16 protein-coding genes are annotated in these 15,922 nt (G+C 69.6%); 1 reads left to right on the top strand and 15 read right to left on the bottom strand.

The window, feature by feature from the left end; translation table 11 throughout:
- Nucleotides 1-200: 200 nt before the first annotated feature.
- The 12 genes from OG410_RS09640 to OG410_RS09695 all read right to left on the bottom strand — a co-directional run bounded on the left by OG410_RS09640 (nucleotide 201) and on the right by OG410_RS09695 (nucleotide 12,492).
- Nucleotides 201-3,062 carry a DEAD/DEAH box helicase gene (locus tag OG410_RS09640; RefSeq protein ID WP_329298736.1) on the bottom strand — a complete coding sequence of 954 codons (2,862 nt, stop codon included), beginning with the start codon at nucleotides 3,060-3,062 and terminating at the stop codon, nucleotides 201-203.
- 40 nt (nucleotides 3,063-3,102) lie between these two features.
- On the bottom strand, nucleotides 3,103-3,993 hold the full coding sequence (locus OG410_RS09645) for a diacylglycerol kinase (protein ID WP_329298737.1): 891 nt from the start codon (nucleotides 3,991-3,993) through the stop codon (nucleotides 3,103-3,105).
- A 29-nt stretch (nucleotides 3,994-4,022) separates the two neighbouring features.
- Entirely contained in the window at nucleotides 4,023-4,970 is a 948-nt protein-coding gene (tatC, locus tag OG410_RS09650) for a twin-arginine translocase subunit TatC (protein ID WP_329298738.1), read from the bottom strand.
- A 47-nt stretch (nucleotides 4,971-5,017) separates the two neighbouring features.
- Nucleotides 5,018-5,305 carry a Sec-independent protein translocase subunit TatA gene (gene tatA / locus OG410_RS09655; RefSeq protein ID WP_329298739.1) on the bottom strand — a complete coding sequence of 96 codons (288 nt, stop codon included), beginning with the start codon at nucleotides 5,303-5,305 and terminating at the stop codon, nucleotides 5,018-5,020.
- Nucleotides 5,306-5,542: 237 nt separating this feature from the next.
- Entirely contained in the window at nucleotides 5,543-5,737 is a 195-nt protein-coding gene (locus tag OG410_RS09660; protein WP_329298740.1) for a hypothetical protein, read from the bottom strand.
- 25 nt (nucleotides 5,738-5,762) lie between these two features.
- A complete protein-coding gene (locus tag OG410_RS09665) occupies nucleotides 5,763-6,023 on the bottom strand; it encodes a hypothetical protein (RefSeq protein ID WP_103553753.1) in 261 nt (86 codons plus the stop codon).
- Between the two features lie 140 nt (nucleotides 6,024-6,163).
- The gene (locus OG410_RS09670; protein WP_328454264.1) at nucleotides 6,164-7,189 is read right to left on the bottom strand and encodes a helix-turn-helix transcriptional regulator; all 1,026 of its coding nucleotides are present in this window, start codon (nucleotides 7,187-7,189) and stop codon (nucleotides 6,164-6,166) included.
- Between the two features lie 16 nt (nucleotides 7,190-7,205).
- Nucleotides 7,206-8,159, bottom strand: a complete 954-nt coding sequence (locus OG410_RS09675; protein ID WP_328454262.1) for a helix-turn-helix transcriptional regulator — start codon at nucleotides 8,157-8,159, stop codon at nucleotides 7,206-7,208.
- 133 nt (nucleotides 8,160-8,292) lie between these two features.
- On the bottom strand, nucleotides 8,293-8,664 hold the full coding sequence (locus tag OG410_RS09680; protein ID WP_326788774.1) for an FKBP-type peptidyl-prolyl cis-trans isomerase: 372 nt from the start codon (nucleotides 8,662-8,664) through the stop codon (nucleotides 8,293-8,295).
- A 61-nt stretch (nucleotides 8,665-8,725) separates the two neighbouring features.
- The gene (locus OG410_RS09685) at nucleotides 8,726-9,733 is read right to left on the bottom strand and encodes an FKBP-type peptidyl-prolyl cis-trans isomerase (protein ID WP_329298741.1); all 1,008 of its coding nucleotides are present in this window, start codon (nucleotides 9,731-9,733) and stop codon (nucleotides 8,726-8,728) included.
- Between the two features lie 128 nt (nucleotides 9,734-9,861).
- Nucleotides 9,862-11,223, bottom strand: coding sequence for a Pup--protein ligase (pafA, locus tag OG410_RS09690; protein WP_019066118.1), 1,362 nt, complete (start codon nucleotides 11,221-11,223; stop codon nucleotides 9,862-9,864).
- 9 nt (nucleotides 11,224-11,232) lie between these two features.
- The gene (locus tag OG410_RS09695; protein WP_329298742.1) at nucleotides 11,233-12,492 is read right to left on the bottom strand and encodes an MFS transporter; all 1,260 of its coding nucleotides are present in this window, start codon (nucleotides 12,490-12,492) and stop codon (nucleotides 11,233-11,235) included.
- 107 nt (nucleotides 12,493-12,599) lie between these two features.
- On the opposite strand from OG410_RS09695, the gene OG410_RS09700 reads away from it, so the two are divergent.
- On the top strand, nucleotides 12,600-13,613 hold the full coding sequence (locus OG410_RS09700; protein ID WP_329298743.1) for a LacI family DNA-binding transcriptional regulator: 1,014 nt from the start codon (nucleotides 12,600-12,602) through the stop codon (nucleotides 13,611-13,613).
- A 102-nt stretch (nucleotides 13,614-13,715) separates the two neighbouring features.
- Here the strand turns inward: OG410_RS09700 and prcA are convergent, their stop codons facing one another.
- The 3 genes from prcA to OG410_RS09715 are packed head-to-tail and all read right to left on the bottom strand — an operon-like array spanning nucleotide 13,716 to nucleotide 15,910.
- Nucleotides 13,716-14,462: a proteasome subunit alpha gene (prcA, locus tag OG410_RS09705; RefSeq protein ID WP_329298744.1), complete on the bottom strand. Its 747-nt coding sequence runs from the start codon at nucleotides 14,460-14,462 to the stop codon at nucleotides 13,716-13,718.
- A gap of 57 nt (nucleotides 14,463-14,519) precedes the next feature.
- Entirely contained in the window at nucleotides 14,520-15,365 is an 846-nt protein-coding gene (gene prcB, locus OG410_RS09710) for a proteasome subunit beta (protein WP_329298745.1), read from the bottom strand.
- Nucleotides 15,317-15,910, bottom strand: a complete 594-nt coding sequence (locus OG410_RS09715; protein WP_329298746.1) for an endonuclease VII domain-containing protein — start codon at nucleotides 15,908-15,910, stop codon at nucleotides 15,317-15,319. Before OG410_RS09715 ends, prcB begins: the two co-directional genes overlap by 49 nt.
- Between the last annotated feature and the right edge of the window lie 12 nt (nucleotides 15,911-15,922).

The following is a 15,922-nucleotide window of genomic DNA, read 5'->3' on the forward strand; positions in this document are numbered from 1 at the left end:
GCTCACGGCACCCGGCCGAGAGCGGACCGGCAGGAGGACGGCCTGCCCCGCCCTGGCCGGGCGGGCGCCGGGCCGCCTGCCGGAGCTCCTGAGACAGGCGCGGCCGGTGACGTGCCCCTCCCCCGACGGGAAGACGGCACACCACCGGCCAGGCCGGCTCCGGCGCCCGGATCGCTCCGCGAGCGCCGGACCGCGGTTCGTCAGCCCACCGACGAGTAGGCCACCACTCCGCGCAGCAGGGCTTCGACCGCCTTGCGGGCGTTCTTGGCGACCGTCGACCTCTCGCCGCCCGAGACGGGCGCGGCGGCCGCGATCTGGCCGAGGACGTCGATGACCTGCTTGCACCAGCGCACGAAGTCACCGGCGGGCATCTCGGCCTCGCGCAGCACCTCGTCCAGGCCCTTGCCGGACGCCCACTCGTGGGCGGCCCAGGCGAAGCCGAGGTCCGGCTCGCGCTGGCCGACCCCCTCGGTCTGGCTGATCCCGAAGTCCTCCTCCAGCGCGTCAAGACGGCCCCAGATGCGCACCATCTCGCCGAGCGCGGCCTTGGCCTTGCCGGACGGCACCTTCGGCGCCATCGCGTCGTCGGCGGCCCGGGACTCGTACACCAACGCCGAGACGCAGGCGGCCAGTTCGGCCGGGGAGAGTCCGTCCCAGACTCCGGCGCGCAGACATTCGCTGGCCAGCAGGTCGAGTTCGCCGTACAGGCGGGCGAGCCGCTTGCCGTGCTCGGTGACCTCGTCGGCACGCAGATAGTCCAGCTCGGTGAGCAGGGCGACGATCCGGTCGAAGGTGCGGGCGATGGTGTTCGTCCGGCCTTCTATCCGGCGCTCCAACTGCGAGGTGTCACGCTGCAGGCGGTGGTAGCGCTCGGCCCAACGGGCGTGGTCCTCGCGGTCGTTGCACCCGTGGCAGGGGTGCGCGCGGATCGCCGTGCGCAGCCGGGCGATCTCACGGTCGTCGGCGGCGTCGGCGCGCTTCTTGCGGTGCCGGTCCGGGACGATGTGCCCGGCCTTGGTGCGCAGGGCGGACGCCAGGTCGCGCCGGGACTGCGGCGAGCGCGGGTTGAAGGACTTGGGGATCCGCATCCGGTCGAGCGCCTCGACCGGTACGGGGAAGTCCATCGAGGCCAGCCGCTTCACCTGGCGCTCGGCGGTGAGCACCAGCGGGCGCGGGCCGTCGTGCTGCTCGAAGCCCCGGTGGCCGTTCGACCGGCCGGCGGGCAGCCCGGGTTCCAGCACCAGCGCAAGCCCTGCGTACTTGCCGGTCGGCACATGGATCACGTCACCCGGCTTCAGCCTCTCCAGGGCGACGGCCGCCTCGGCACGGCGCTGCGACATCCCCTGCTTGGCCAACTCGGTCTCGCGGTCCTTCAGTTCGCGCCGCAGCCCCATGTAGGCGTCGAAGTCCCCGAGATGGCAGGTCATCGACTCCTTGTAGCCCTCGAGACCCTCCTCGTTGCGCTGCACCTGCCGGGAGATCCCGACGACCGACTTGTCGGCCTGGAACTGCGCGAACGACGTCTCCAGCAGCTCGCGCGAGCGGTGCCGGCCGAACTGCTCGACCAGGTTCACCGCCATGTTGTACGACGGCTTGAAGCTGGAGCGCAGCGGATAGGTGCGGGTGCCCGCGAGTCCCGCGAGATGCTCGGGACTGAAGCCGCGCTGCCACAGCACGACCGCGTGGCCCTCGATGTCGATGCCGCGACGGCCGGCACGGCCGGTCAGCTGGGTGTACTCGCCGGGCGTGATGTCGGCGTGCTGCTCGCCGTTCCACTTGACGAGCTTCTCCAGCACCACCGAGCGGGCAGGCATGTTGATGCCCAGCGCGAGGGTCTCCGTCGCGAAGACGGCCTTGACGAGGCCGCGGACGAAGAGCTCCTCGACGACCTCCTTGAACGTGGGCAGCATGCCCGCGTGGTGGGCCGCGATGCCGCGCTCCAGGCCCTCCAGCCATTCGAAGTAGCCGAGGACGTGCAGATCCTCGTCCGGGATGGAGGCGGTGCGCTCCTCGACGAGCTCACGCACGCGCGCCCGGGCCGCGTCGTCGTTCAGCCGCAGGCCGGCGTGCAGGCACTGCTGCACGGCGGCCTCGCAGGCCGCCCGGCTGAAGATGAACGTGATGGCGGGCAGCAGCCCTTCGGAGTCGAGCCGCTCGATGACCTCGGGCCGGCCCGGCGTCCAGATCCGCGAGCGCTGTCTGCGCTCCCGCTCCCGGTCGGCCTCGCGCATCGCGCGGCCCCGTCTGCGGTCCTGGTACGACGGACGGCTCGCCTCCATGCGCGCCATGCGCGTGAGGTCGGGGTTGACGGCCTTGCGCTGGCCCTCGCCCTCCTCGAAGAGGTCGTACATCCGCCGTCCGGCCAGCACATGCTGGAACAGCGGGACGGGCCGGTGCTCGGAGACGATCACCTGGGTGTCGCCGCGCACGGTGTCCAGCCAGTCGCCGAACTCCTCCGCGTTCGACACGGTCGCCGACAGCGACACCAGGGTCACCGACTCGGGGAGATGGATGATCACTTCCTCCCAGACGGCGCCGCGGAAGCGGTCGGAGAGGTAGTGCACCTCGTCCATCACCACATAGCCGAGACCGAGCAGGGTCTGCGAGCCCGCGTACAGCATGTTCCGCAGGACCTCGGTGGTCATGACGACCACCGGAGCCTCGGAGTTGACGCTGTTGTCGCCGGTGAGCAGACCGACCTTGTCCGCGCCGTACCGTCGGCACAGGTCGGCGTACTTCTGGTTGGAGAGCGCCTTGATCGGCGTGGTGTAGAAGCACTTCTTGCCCTGCTGGAGGGCGAGATGGACGGCGAACTCGCCGACGATCGTCTTGCCCGAACCGGTGGGCGCCGCCACCAGCACACCCTTGCCCGCTTCGAGCGCCTGGCAGGCCTCGATCTGGAAGGGGTCGAGGCCGAAGTCGTACATCTCGCGGAAGGAGGCGAGCGCGGTGGCCTGCTCGGCAGCGCGCCTGCGTGCTGCCGCGTACCGCTCGGCCGGTGAGAGGTCCTCTGTCATCGTGCTTTCGAGACTACCGGGAGGCACTGACACAAGGACGATCATTATCCGTATCAGCGGCTGTGAAACCCCGGATCCCCGCAGCTCAGGGAAGTGCGACGCGCACAGCGGCCCGTATGCACTCCGCGGTGAGCGGCAGCGGGCCCAGCGGCTCGCCGTCCGCGTACCCGGTGACGCCCTCGGCAAGGAGCTCGACGCGGGCCGCCCGGTGCACGCTCACCACGGGATGGCCGACGTGGGTGCCCCGGTAGACCCGCGGGAAGATCTTGAGCAGGGTCGAGCGGGAGCAGTCCCCGACCACCGTGATGTCGAACAGCCCGTCGCCGAGGCTCGCACCGGGACAGATCCTCATGCCGCCGCCGTACGACGAGCCGTTGCCGACGGCGACCAGCGTCGCCTCGGTCTCCAGCGTCTCGCCGCCGTCCAGCGTGATGCGGTACCCGACGGGCCGGAAGGCGGCCAGCTCGGCGACCATGGCGACGTCGTACTTGAAACGGCCGACGGGCAGGCGCATCCGGTTCCCGCGGTCGTTGACGCGGGAGTCGAACCCGGAGGCGAGGACGGTGCCGAACCAGGTGCCGTTCACCCGGCCCAGGTCGACCTCGCGCAGCCTCTCGCCCCGCAGCGCCTCGGCGATCATCCGTCCGGCCGCCGCGGGGTCGCCCACGGGCAGGCCGAGGGCGCGCGCGAAGTCGTTGCCCGTCCCGGCGGCCACCAGACCGAAGGGGGTACGGGTCCCGGCGACGGCCTGGAGGGCCAGGTTCGCCATGCCGTCACCGCCGACCGCGACCAGGGCACCGGTGCCGGAAGCGACCGCCTCGCGCGCCCGCGCGAGGGCGTCCACCGGGTCCTCGCCCTGGACCGTCTCGACGGAGAATCCCGCGGCACGCAAAGCGGAAGCGGCCGGCAGCGCCGCTCGGGCGCCCCGGCCGCGGCCCGCGGTGGGGTTGACGAAGAGGGTGATCTCGCTGGTCACAGGCTGACCCTACGAGGTCACGGACTCCGTCAGGTCACGTCGTCATAACCGTTGACCCGGTCCGTGGTGGCCTGCTCCGGAAGAGTCGGTGCGGTCGTCACGCTCTCGACGCCGCCGATGTCCTCAGGGGTGAGGTCGAGGTCGGACGCCTCGTCGTCGGCGGGACCGGACTCGTCGCGCCGGCGCCTGCGCCGGTCGTTGAGCAGGGAGAACAGGACCGCGCCGAAGTACAGGATCCAGATCGGCCCGGCGAGCGCGAGCATCGTCAGCGGGTCGGTGCTGGGAGTGGCGACGGCGGCGAAGACCGTGATGCCGATGATCATGCCGCGCCACCAGCCGAGCATGCGCTTGCCGGTGATGATGCCCGTGAGGTTGAGCATCACCAGCAGCAGGGGCAGCTCGAAGGAGAGACCGAAGACCACCACCATGCGCGTGACCAGGTCGAGCAGGTCGTCCAGCGGCAGGAGGTTGTTCACGCCGTCCGGCGTGAACTCCATCAGGACCTTCGCCGTGGTGGGAAGCACCTTGTAGGCGAAGAACGCGCCGCCGAAGAACAGCGGGACGCCGGTGCCGACGAACGCGTACGCGTACTTCTTCTCGCTCCTGTGCAGCCCCGGGGCGACGAACGCCCAGAGCTGGTAGAGCCACACCGGCGAGGCGAGCACGACGCCCGCCATCAGGGAGACCTTCAGCGCCAGGGTGAACGGCGCGAGCAGACCGTTGATCGTGATCTGCGCGCACTGGTGGTTCTTGGGCTGCTTCGCCAGTTCGGCGAACGTCTCCGGGCACCCGACGGAGTTCAGGACCGGCTTGGTGAAGAAGTTGATGATGTCGTTGTAGTAGAAGGCCGCGACGACGGTCACGAGGACGATCGCCAGCACCGCCTTCGCGAGCCGGTTGCGGAGCTCGCGAAGATGGTCCGCGAGAGGCATACGCCCCTCGGGGTCCTTCTCCGTGTTGCGGGCAGACTTGAGCAACCCACATCCTCATCTCATGCGGCGGGCCGGATGTCACCGGCCCTGCGTCAGCGCTGGGTCGTGTCCGTCGGCTCGTTGACCGGGCGCGAGCTGGTCACGTCGCCGGGAGCCGCCTGGATGGTGCGCTGAGCCGGGGTCTGCTCATCGGTGCTCGGCGGACCGGCCGGGGCCGGAGTGGTGCCGCCGTCGTCCTTCATCGCCTTGGCTTCGCTCTTGAGGATCCGGGCAGACTTGCCGAGGGAGCGCGCCATGTCCGGAAGCTTCTTCGCGCCGAACAGCAGGATGATGACGACGAGGATGAGAATGATCTCGGGAGCTCCGAGCCTTCCGAACATAAGTCTTTACCTTCTCACCGAGGCTGCATGGTCGGGGTGCCGTCCGATCGATCGGACATGTGTCCGGTCATCGTGATGTCAGCGATCGTAACGCTCAGGGGTAAACGCGGGGCAATCCCTGTGCGTACTCCCAGTTCGCGGCCCGCGCCTCGTTCTCCGGGCTGCGCCCCTGAGGGTACCTGGCCGCCGTAACAAGTCGACAGGCTGGCGTGACGCATTGCGTATCCATGGAACGACTCATACCGCGTCCATGGAGCGTGCCGCCCCGACCGCGGCTCTTTCCAGGTCGTCGGAGGCTGAGCCGATACGGCGGGCGGAATCGGCGACCTGGCGGCCCAGACGCTCCGCTTCCAGGAAGACACGGACGGCGAGAACCCCGAGAACCGTGATTCCCAGGAAACCCGCGGCGATCGCAAACATCGGCCAGAACATGACGACGACCCTAGTACCCCCGGCGCTAGAGAGTGGAGTGCAGCCGCAGCGTGCGGACCCCGCCCCCGGTGAGGAGTTCGACGATGCGTTCTCCGGCGGGCTTGCGGACGGCGGATCCGCAGGCGGGGCAGGTGAACGAGTAGAACGTCGTGCGGCTGCTGGCGCCGATGGCCAGGCGCAGGGCACCGGGCGTGAGCTCGAAGCCGGCCCGGCAGTCGGGGCAGGCGGCCTTGAACATCACCTCGACCACCCGGCGCATCCCGGCGAAGGCCGTCCCCACCGACATCTCCGGCGCGCCCGGGGCCGACCCGGCCCGTCCCGCCGTCCCCGTGGCCGACCCGGCGCGCCCCGGCGCCCCCGCCCGCCGCGCGGAACCCGGCTTCTCCGGGCTCCCCGGCCTTCCCTGCGCACCAGACGACGACGTCCTCAAAGCCCCTGCTCCCGCCCCTCGTACGGCCTGTCCGGGACCGCCCCGAGCCCGTCCGGCCCGTCGTAGGCGGCGAGCGCCTCGCGGGCCGCGCTGCGGGCGCTGTCCGCGAGAGCCTGCGGCGAGACGATCCGGCCGTCACCGCCGAGACGCAGGGCCAGCCGCCGCAGCGACGTGGGATCGGGGGTCCGCAAGGTGATACGCAGCCCGCCGTCCGGCAGCTCATCCGCGCTGTCGTGCGGGTAGTACTCGGCGACCCAGCGCCCGCCGGGACCCACCTCGACGACCACCTCCGGATCCTCGGCCGCGGGCTGGACCAGCCCCTCGGACAGGTCCCGCAGCTCGATCTCCGGCGGCGCGGACGGCTCGTCCAGGATGCGGATCTCGGCGACCCGGTCGAGCCGGAAGGTCCGGCGCGCCTCGGAGCGGCGACACCAGGCCTCCACATAGGTGTGCCCGACGCTGACCAGGCGGATCGGGTCGATCTCGCGTTCGCTCAGCTCGTCCCGCGAGGGCGAGTAGTAGCGGATCCACAGTCGGCGCCGCTCGGAGATCGCCCGGTCCACGTCGGCGAAGACGCCGCCCTCGGACTCGAAGGTCACCGACAGCCGGGAACTGGCACCCGCCGCCTCGCCCGAGGCGGCCTCCACCTTGGCGGTGGCCCGCAGCAGCGCCTGCCGGTCGCCCTCGCGCAGGCCGGGCAGGGTGGACACCGCGCGGGCGGCCACCAGCAGCGCGGTCGCCTCGTCGGCGGCGATCCGCAGCGGCTCGGCGACGTCGTCCGGGTTGTGCCACCAGATCCGGTCGCCGTCGGTGTCGATGTCGAGCAGATCCCCGCCGCGGAAACTCGTCCCGCACAGCGGCAGCACGTCGAGGTCGGAGATCAGCTCGTCCTCGGTGATCCCGAAGGCGCGAGCGACATCACCGACCCGGGCGCCGGGGCGCTCGCGCAGATACGTCACCAGCGAGAGCATCCGCCGGGTCTGGTCGATCGCGTTCGTGGGCCTGGCCGGTTTTCCTGCCACTTTCTTACTTTTCCCCTCAGCCCTTGGCCACGGCACGCAGCCGGTCGACCACATCGGCCCGCAGTTCGGCGGGCTCCACGACCACCACGTCCGGCCCGAACTCGACGAGCCAGGCGTCCAGACCGTGCCCGTACGGAATCTCCAACTCGTCCCAGCCGTCGCCCAGTTCCCGCACGGAGACGGCCTTGGAGCGCAGCGGGTAGCCGGCGCCGGAACGCAGCCGGATCAGCGCCGAACGGTCGGTGATCTCCCCCGCCCAGCCGGCCACCGTCTCGCGCACGGTCACGACGTCGGGGACCTCGGCCGTGTAGCGGCCCGCACGCGCGCGGACCTTGCCGGTGATCCGGGAGAGCCTGAAGACGCGCTCGGCGCCGCGGTCACGGTCCCAGCCCGCGAGATACCAGTGGCCGCGCCAGCACTCCAGGGCCCAGGGCTCGACATGCCGGGTCCCGGGCTGCGCCGCGTTGCCCTTGCGGTAGTCGAAGACGACCGGGCGACGGTCGCGGCAGGCGAGCATCAGGGGCTCGAAGGCCGCCTCGTGGACGGGGATGTGCGGTTCGAGGGCGCCGTGGGATCCGTACGGGTCCACGTCCTCGGGCAGACCCGCGGCGCGCAGCTTCTGGAGCGCGCCGCTCGCGGCCCCGGCCAGCCGTGCCTGCTGCCAGACCTTGGCGGCCAGACCGAGGGCGGCGGCCTCCTCGGCGTCGAGGGTGATCGGCGGCAGGCGGTTGCTGTCGCGGCGGGCGAGGTAGCCGACGTCGCCGTCGAGGTTCTCCACCGTCTCGATGACCAGGCCGAGTTCGCGCAGATCGTCCTTGTCCCGCTCGAACATCCGGTTGAAGGCGTCATCCGAGCCGGCTTCGAGGTAGGCCTCGATGGACCCGCGGAGTTCCCGCTTGCTGAGCGGCCGCCGCGTCCCGAGCAGACACAGTGCGAGGTTCATCAGCCGCTCGGCCTTGGCAATGGCCATCGACGCCCTTCCTATGGTGCTTCCGACCGATGACCGTACCGCCCCGGAGTGTCGCGGCAAAAGCCGAGGGCCCATGCCCGGACGGACATGGGCCCCAGATGATCGGATCCAGGTCGGATCCGGTCTGCCGTGATCAGACCGCGATCAGGTCGACCACGAAGATCAGCGTCTCACCGGGCTTGATCGCCGGAGTCGGGCTCTGGTCGCCGTAGGCGAGGTGGGCGGGGATGGTCAGCCGGCGACGACCGCCGACCTTCATGCCCTGCACACCCTTGTCCCAGCCCTTGATGACACGGCCACCACCGAGCGGGAAACGGAACGGCTCGCCCCGGTTCCAGCTCGCGTCGAACTCCTCACCCGTGCTGAACGACACACCCACGTAGTGCACCGTGACGTTCTGACCCGACTTGGCCTCGGGGCCGTCGCCCTCCCAGATGTCCTTGATCTCAAGGTCCGCCGGCGGCTGGCCCTCGGGGAAATCGATCTCGGGCTTCTCGATGCTCACGTCTTTGCTCCTGCTTTGTGTACGTAAGGACAACATGGACAGTCTTACATCCCCGGAGGGGTCAGAACGTCGCCAGGATGTCGACCGAGAAGACGAGAGTGGAGTCCTTCTCGATACCGCTGCCCGCCGGCGGGTTGTCGCCGTAGCCCAGAGCCGGCGGAATCACGATCAGGACGCGGCTGCCCACCTTCTTGCCCGTCAGCCCCTGCGCCCAGCCCTTGACGACCTGCTGCAGCGAGAACTGCGTCAGCTGGCCCCGCTTGTACGTCGAGTCGAACTCCTTGCCGCTGTCCCACAGCACACCCTCGTACTGCACCAGGACGCTGCTGTCGGCCTTGAGCTCGTCGCCGTCGCCCTCGATCACGTAGTTCGCCACGAGCTTCGTGGGAGCGGCCTTCTTCGGCACCGTGATCTTGGGAGCGGCGCCGTCCGTGTTCGTGCCGACCGTCGGCAGCGAGGCGTCGTTCTGCGGCACGTTCTTGCCCTTGGCGGAACTCTTGGAGTTGAACGTGCCCTCGATGTCCACCACGAACACCAGCGTGTCCGTGCCCTTGATACCCGCCTGCGCGTTGCCCTCCGAGCCATAACCCCAGGTCGGCGGCACCGCCATCTCGACGCGGCTGCCGGTCTTCTTGCCGACCAGACCATAGCGCCAGCCGTCGATGATGCTGCCCTGCGCCAGCTGGATGAGCAGCGGCGCCCCCCGGTCGTAGGAGTTGTCGAAAACCTTCGCCGTGGCCCAGATCTGACCCAGGTAGTTGGCCTGGACGTAGTCGTTCTCCGCGACCGTCTTGCCGTTGCCCGCGATCACCGTCCTGACCGCGAGATCCTTCGACGGCTCCCCGGTGCCCTTGGCCACGGTCGGCTTCTCACCGAACTTCGTACCGGCCGTGATCGCCGGCAGCGGCCCGTCGACGATCTTCGGCGGGGGCGGCGCGGACGCCGCCGCGGACGCCGAAGGCGACGGGCTGTTGCTGGACTTCGCCGTGTCTGACTTGCCGTCGTCACCGCATCCGGCGAGCGTGACCAGTCCAGCGGGTACGGAGAGAAGGAGTGAGCGTCGGCGCACGGTGGGGGCCTCGTATCGGTCGATCTTGGTGGATGGCGTGCGCGCAACTCTACGACGTGAGCAGGGCGCCGTACGGAAAACGTACGGCGCCCCGCGTTGCGTTCCGCGTCACCCACGGAACCCCCGGCTCACATTCCGGCGATCAGCTTCTCCACCCGATCGTCCACCGAACGGAACGGGTCCTTGCACAACACCGTGCGCTGCGCCTGATCGTTGAGCTTCAGGTGCACCCAGTCGACGGTGAAGTCCCGCCGCTGCTCCTGGGCCCGCCGGATGAAGTCACCGCGCAGACGCGCCCGAGTGGTCTGCGGCGGCACCGACTTGCCCTCGAAGATCTTCAAGTCGTTGCAGATCCGCGCGGCTTGCCCCTTCCTCTCCAGCAGGTAGTACAGGCCACGACGGCGGTGGATGTCGTGGTAGGCGAGGTCTATCTGCGCGACCCGGGGGTGCGACATGGTCATGTTGTGCTTCGCCCGGTACCGCTCGATGAGCTGGTACTTCATCACCCAGTCGATCTCGGTACCGATCCGGTCGAGGTCCTCGGCCTCGATCGAGTCGAGCACACGGCCCCACAGTTCGAGGACCTGTTCGACGGTCCCGGTGCGGATACCGCGGCGCTCACAGAAGTCCACGGCCTTCTCGTAGTACTCGCGCTGCACCTCCAGCGCGGAGGCCTCACGGCCACTGGCCAGGCGCACCTTCCGACGGCCCGTGATGTCATGACTGACCTCGCGGATCGCCCGAATGGGGTTCTCCAGAGTCAGGTCGCGCATCACGGTGCCCGCCTCGATCATGCGCAGCACGAGGTCCGTGGCACCGACCTTGAGAAGCATCGTCGTCTCGGACATGTTCGAGTCGCCGACGATCACATGCAGACGGCGATAGCGCTCGGCGTCCGCGTGCGGCTCGTCACGCGTGTTGATGATGGGCCGGGACCGGGTCGTCGCCGAGCTGACGCCCTCCCAGATGTGCTCCGCCCGCTGGCTGACGCAGTACACGGCACCGCGCGGAGTCTGCAGCACCTTGCCCGCACCACACAGCAACTGCCTCGTGACCAGGAACGGAATGAGAATGTCCGCGAGCCGGGAGAACTCCCCGTGCCGGGCCACCAGATAGTTCTCGTGGCACCCGTAGGAGTTTCCTGCCGAGTCGGTGTTGTTCTTGAACAGATAGACGTCGCCCGCGATCCCTTCCTCGTGCAGGCGTCGTTCGGCGTCCACCAGAAGACCTTCGAGAATGCGCTCGCCGGCCTTGTCGTGGGTGACGAGCTCCGTCACGTTGTCACATTCGGGTGTCGCGTATTCCGGATGTGATCCCACGTCGAGATAAAGGCGGGCACCGTTCCGCAGAAAGACATTGCTGCTGCGGCCCCATGACACGACACGGCGGAAGAGGTACCGCGCCACCTCGTCGGGAGACAGCCGACGCTGTCCCCTGAACGTACACGTGACGCCGTACTCGTTCTCCAGCCCGAAAATGCGGCGGTCCATGACTGAACATTACGCCCGATCCCCCGAGCTGAAACGGGGTTCGACGGCTCGGTTTGGATCATTTTCCGATGAGACCGCAACAACCTCGCCCCTCCCGGTAGCTGCGAGGACCCTGCCCGTGGCCAGCAGAACCACCAGCGCGGCAGCTCCCGCGACCCCCGCAACGGCGAAGCCCCGCCCCGCCCCGCCCCACTCCACGACCGGCCCCGCGACACCCGTTCCCACCGAAGCACCCACGGTGAACGTCGTCACAAGCCAGGAAAAAGCCTCGGTGACCGTACCGGTGGGCGCGTGCCGGTCCACCAGCACGAAGGCACACGCGATGCTCGGCGCGAGGAACACCCCGGCAAGCGTCGCAAGCCCCGTCATGGCCACCGGACCCGGCACCAGCACCAGCGGGACGTAACACACCGCCAGAAGGGCCACCAGCACCCGCAGTCGCCGCTCCGGCGCCCCGCCCCAGCGACGCGCGCCGTAGACCACACCGCCCAGCAGCGCCCCGAGCCCGATGCCCGCCATCAGCCAGCCGTACACCACGTCCCCGCCGTGCGCGTCGGCGTACGACACCGCCGCCACCGTGATCGAGCCGAGCGCCATCCCGACGAACAGGAACGCCCCGAGCAGGGCCAGCAGCCCCGGCGAACGCAGAGCACCCAGCCAGTGCGCCTCGCGCGGAGCCGAACGCCACGCGCGCGAGGGCTCCGAGACGACCACGGAGAGGGCACCGAGGACACCGATGACGGCCAGGATCAGCAGGGCGGCCTGCGCGGACCAGAGCGACACGCACAGCGTCACCAGCAAGGGCCCGACGGTGAACATGACTTCCTGCGCCACCGCGTCCATCGCGTACGCGGTGTGCACCTGCTCCTCCTTGCCCAGCACGGAGGGCCACAGCGCCCGCAGGCCGCCCTCCAGAGGAGGCGTGAAGAGCCCGGCCACGGCCATCGCGGCGCAGGCGAGCGCCACCGGCTCCGTTCCGGCCAGGGCGAAGGCGCCCATGCCGAGCGCCGAGACGACCGCGGCGGGCAGTTGCACCCGGGGCTGGCCGTACAGGTCCACCAGCCGGCCGAGCAGTGGCTGCCCGACCGCGTTGGCCACCCCGTACACCGCCGCGAGCGCGCCCGCCAGGCTGTACGTGCCTCCCCCGGCCCGCACGAACAGCACCACGGCGATGGCCGCCGTGGCGTTCGGCAGCCGCCCCACCAGCGTCCCCGCGAGCAGCCTGGCGGCATGCCTCGCCCTGAGGATCTCCAGGTATCCCGCGGCCATGGCATGCCCTTCCGGTAGCGCGTGACGTCCAAGTGTTACGTATAACGTCTCCCTCCATACGTACCATGTGCGCTGACCGGGAGTCCAGACGAAGGAGCAGGCCCACGGTGGCAAGAGGTAGCACGCGCCCCACCAGCCGGGACGTCGCCGAGGCCGCCGGGGTCTCCCAGGCAGCCGTCTCCCTCGTCCTCGGCGACAAGTGGCGCGGCCGCGTCTCCGCCGCGACCGCCGACCGCGTCCGCGACGCGGCCCAGGAACTCGGCTACCGCCCCAACCTGGCCGCCCGCAACCTCCGCCTCGGCCGCACCCGCACCGTCCTGCTGGTCGTCCCCGCCCTCACCACCGAATTCTTCGCGGGCGTATACACCGGCGCCGCCCGCGTAGCCGCCCAGCACGGCTTCGGAGTCGTCCTCTACCCCTCCCCCGAAGGCATCGGCCCCGCCCGCGACCCCTTCGGCTCCGCCCAGGCCGCCCTCGACGGCGTCATCGCCTCCTCCATGGCGGCCGACGCCCTCACCGCGATCCGCGGCGACCAGCTTCCCCTCGTCATGCTCGACAGCGACCCCGCCGGCAGCCAGGGCGCCGCCACCGTCAACCTCGACATCGCCGACGGCGTACGCCAGGTCACCGACCACCTCCTCGCACTCGGCCACCGCCGCTTCCTGCACCTCGCGGCCGACATCCCCTCCTGGACCTTCGAGGTCCGCGCCCGCGAACTGGCCTCCTGCCTCGTCGAAGTCCCCGGAACCAGCCTGCGGGTCGCCCACGCCCCCATCTCCTTCGAAGACGCCCTGGCCGCCGCGCAGACCGCACTCTCCACCCCGGGCCCCCGCCCCACCGCGATCGTCTGCGACGACGACAAACTCGCCGCGGGCGCCTACAAAGCCGCCCGCCGCCTCGGCCTGCGCATCCCCGACGACATCTCCGTCACCGGACTCGACGACCTCGCCCTGGCCCGCGCCCTCGACCCCGAACTCACCACGGTCCGCCTGGACGCCGAACGATTCGGCGAACAGGGCATGAAAGCCCTCCTGGCCGTCCTCGACGGCCGCACGCCCCCACAGGAGGACATCCCCGTCGAACTCGTCGTACGGGGCTCCACGGCCCCTCCTGGCACCTAGGGCCCTCGCCTCCCACAGCACACGGAAGGGGCCGCACCGGTCTGCACCGGGGCGGCCCCTTCCGTACGAACACCCGAACGGGCACGAGGTCCGACCACGACCTCACTCGTCGTCGTCGGCGTCCTCGGCCTCCGTCGCCGTCTCCGCGCCCCCGGCCTCCAGCAACCTGTCCAGCTGGCGGCCGACGATCCGCTTGAACTTCCGCTTCTGCGGCCGCGTCCGGTCCAGCACCGCGACCTCCAGCCGCTCCGCCGGAATCTCCCGCTCGCCACCGTTCGGCTCCCGGGACAGCGACTGGACAGCCAGCTTCAGCGCCTCGGCCAGCGACATGCCGTCCCGGTGCTGCGTATCCAGATACGTACTGATCTGCTCGGCGTTACCGCCGACAGCGACCGAACCGTGCTCGTCCACGATCGAACCGTCGTGCGGCAGCCGGTAGATCTGGTCACCGTCCGGCGTCTCCCCGACCTCGGCGACCACCAGCTCCACCTCGTACGGCTTCTCCGCCGCCGACGAGAAGATCGTGCCCAGCGTCTGGGCGTACACATTGGCCAGACCACGAGCGGTCACATCGGCACGGTCGTACGTGTAGCCACGCAGATCGGCGTAACGCACACCGCCGATCCGCAGGTTCTCGTACTCGTTGTACTTACCGGCGGCCGCGAAGCCGATCCGGTCGTAGATCTCGCTGAACTTGTGCAGCGCGCGGGACGGGTTCTCGCCGACGAACACGATGCCGTCGGCGTACTGCAGCACGACCAGGCTGCGGCCACGGGCGATGCCCTTGCGGGCGTACTCCGCCCGGTCGGCCATCGCCTGCTGGGGTGAGACATAGAACGGCGTCGACACCGGCTATCCGTCCCTTTCTGTCGAAGTCACTGGATCACCTGGGAAAAGAGGCCGGACTCAGAGCAGCGCGGCGCGCGGGCCGTCGGGCTGCTCCAGTCGCCGCTCCAGGATCGTGCGGGCGATCTCGGAGGACTCCTCGTCGGTGAGCCGGCGGAAGCCGCTCTCGGTGATCACGGTGACGATCGGGTAGATCCGGCGCGCGACATCGGGACCACCGGTCGCCGAGTCGTCGTCGGCCGCGTCGTAGAGGGCCTGGATGACCAGCGTCGTCGCCTGGTCCTCCGTCAGATCCCTGGCGTAGAGCTTCTTCATGGCACCGCGCGCGAAGAGCGAGCCGGAGCCCGTGGCCGCGTAGCCGTGCTCCTCGGAGCGGCCGCCGGTGACGTCGTAGGAGAAGATGCGGCCCTTGCCGCGGTCCACGTCGAAGCCCGCGAACAGGGGGACCACGGCGAGACCCTGCATGGCCATGCCGAGGTTGGAACGGATCATCGTGGACAGGCGGTTCGCCTTGCCCTCCAGGGAGAGCTGCGCGCCCTCCACCTTCTCGAAGTGCTCCAGCTCCAGCTGGAACAGCTTCACCATCTCCACGGCCAGACCCGCCGTGCCGGCGATGCCCACCGCCGAGTACTCGTCGGCCGGGAAGACCTTCTCGATGTCGCGCTGGGCGATGACGTTCCCCATCGTGGCCCGCCGGTCACCGGCGAGGACGACTCCACCGGGGAACGTGACGGCGACGATCGTCGTGCCGTGCGGGGCCTCGATCACACCCTGGACGGGCGGCAGTTGCCGCTTGCCCGGGAGCATCTCCGGCTGGTGCTCGGACAGGAAGTCCATGAAGGACGACGACCCGGGCGTCAGGAAGGCAGCCGGTAGACGCCCGGTGCTACGAGTGTTGGCTTCCACGCGTTTCCCTCCAGGTAGGCGGCAGCCCGACGAACAGCGTCGGGATCGTCTCCCAACTTGCCGATGGCCGAATTGCAGTTGAAGCACAGTACGCCACGGACACTACCCGTCTTGTGGCAGTGATCCACATGAATGGCAGGAGCTTTCAGGCAGATCACGCAGAGCCCCTTTTGAGAGGCGACCATCGCGTCGCGCTGAGCTTCAGTGAGGCCGTAGTTGCGTTTCAGGTGCCCAGCACGTCCCTCGGCAGCTCGACACGCCTTGCAACGCGTCGACAGCCCGTCCGAAGCCGTTGCATTGCGATGCCACTCGCTCCACGGCTTGACCTCACCGCATTTGAGGCACAGTTTGTGTCCCTCGGGCACATCCACCTGAGGGCGAACTTTCCGCCCGAGGCTCAGCTGACGCTTTCGGTGATAGTCCGACGCACAATCTCGACAGTGATGCTGCAGACCGTCCAGATTGGACCGCTTACGAGCGAAGGCCGCGTGCGGTTTGACTTCGCCGCACCGCACGCAACACTTCACACCCTCTTCATTCCCCAACCCGAAGTCCCC

Source organism: Streptomyces sp. NBC_00659 (assembly GCF_036226925.1).
GTDB lineage: Bacteria > Actinomycetota > Actinomycetes > Streptomycetales > Streptomycetaceae > Streptomyces.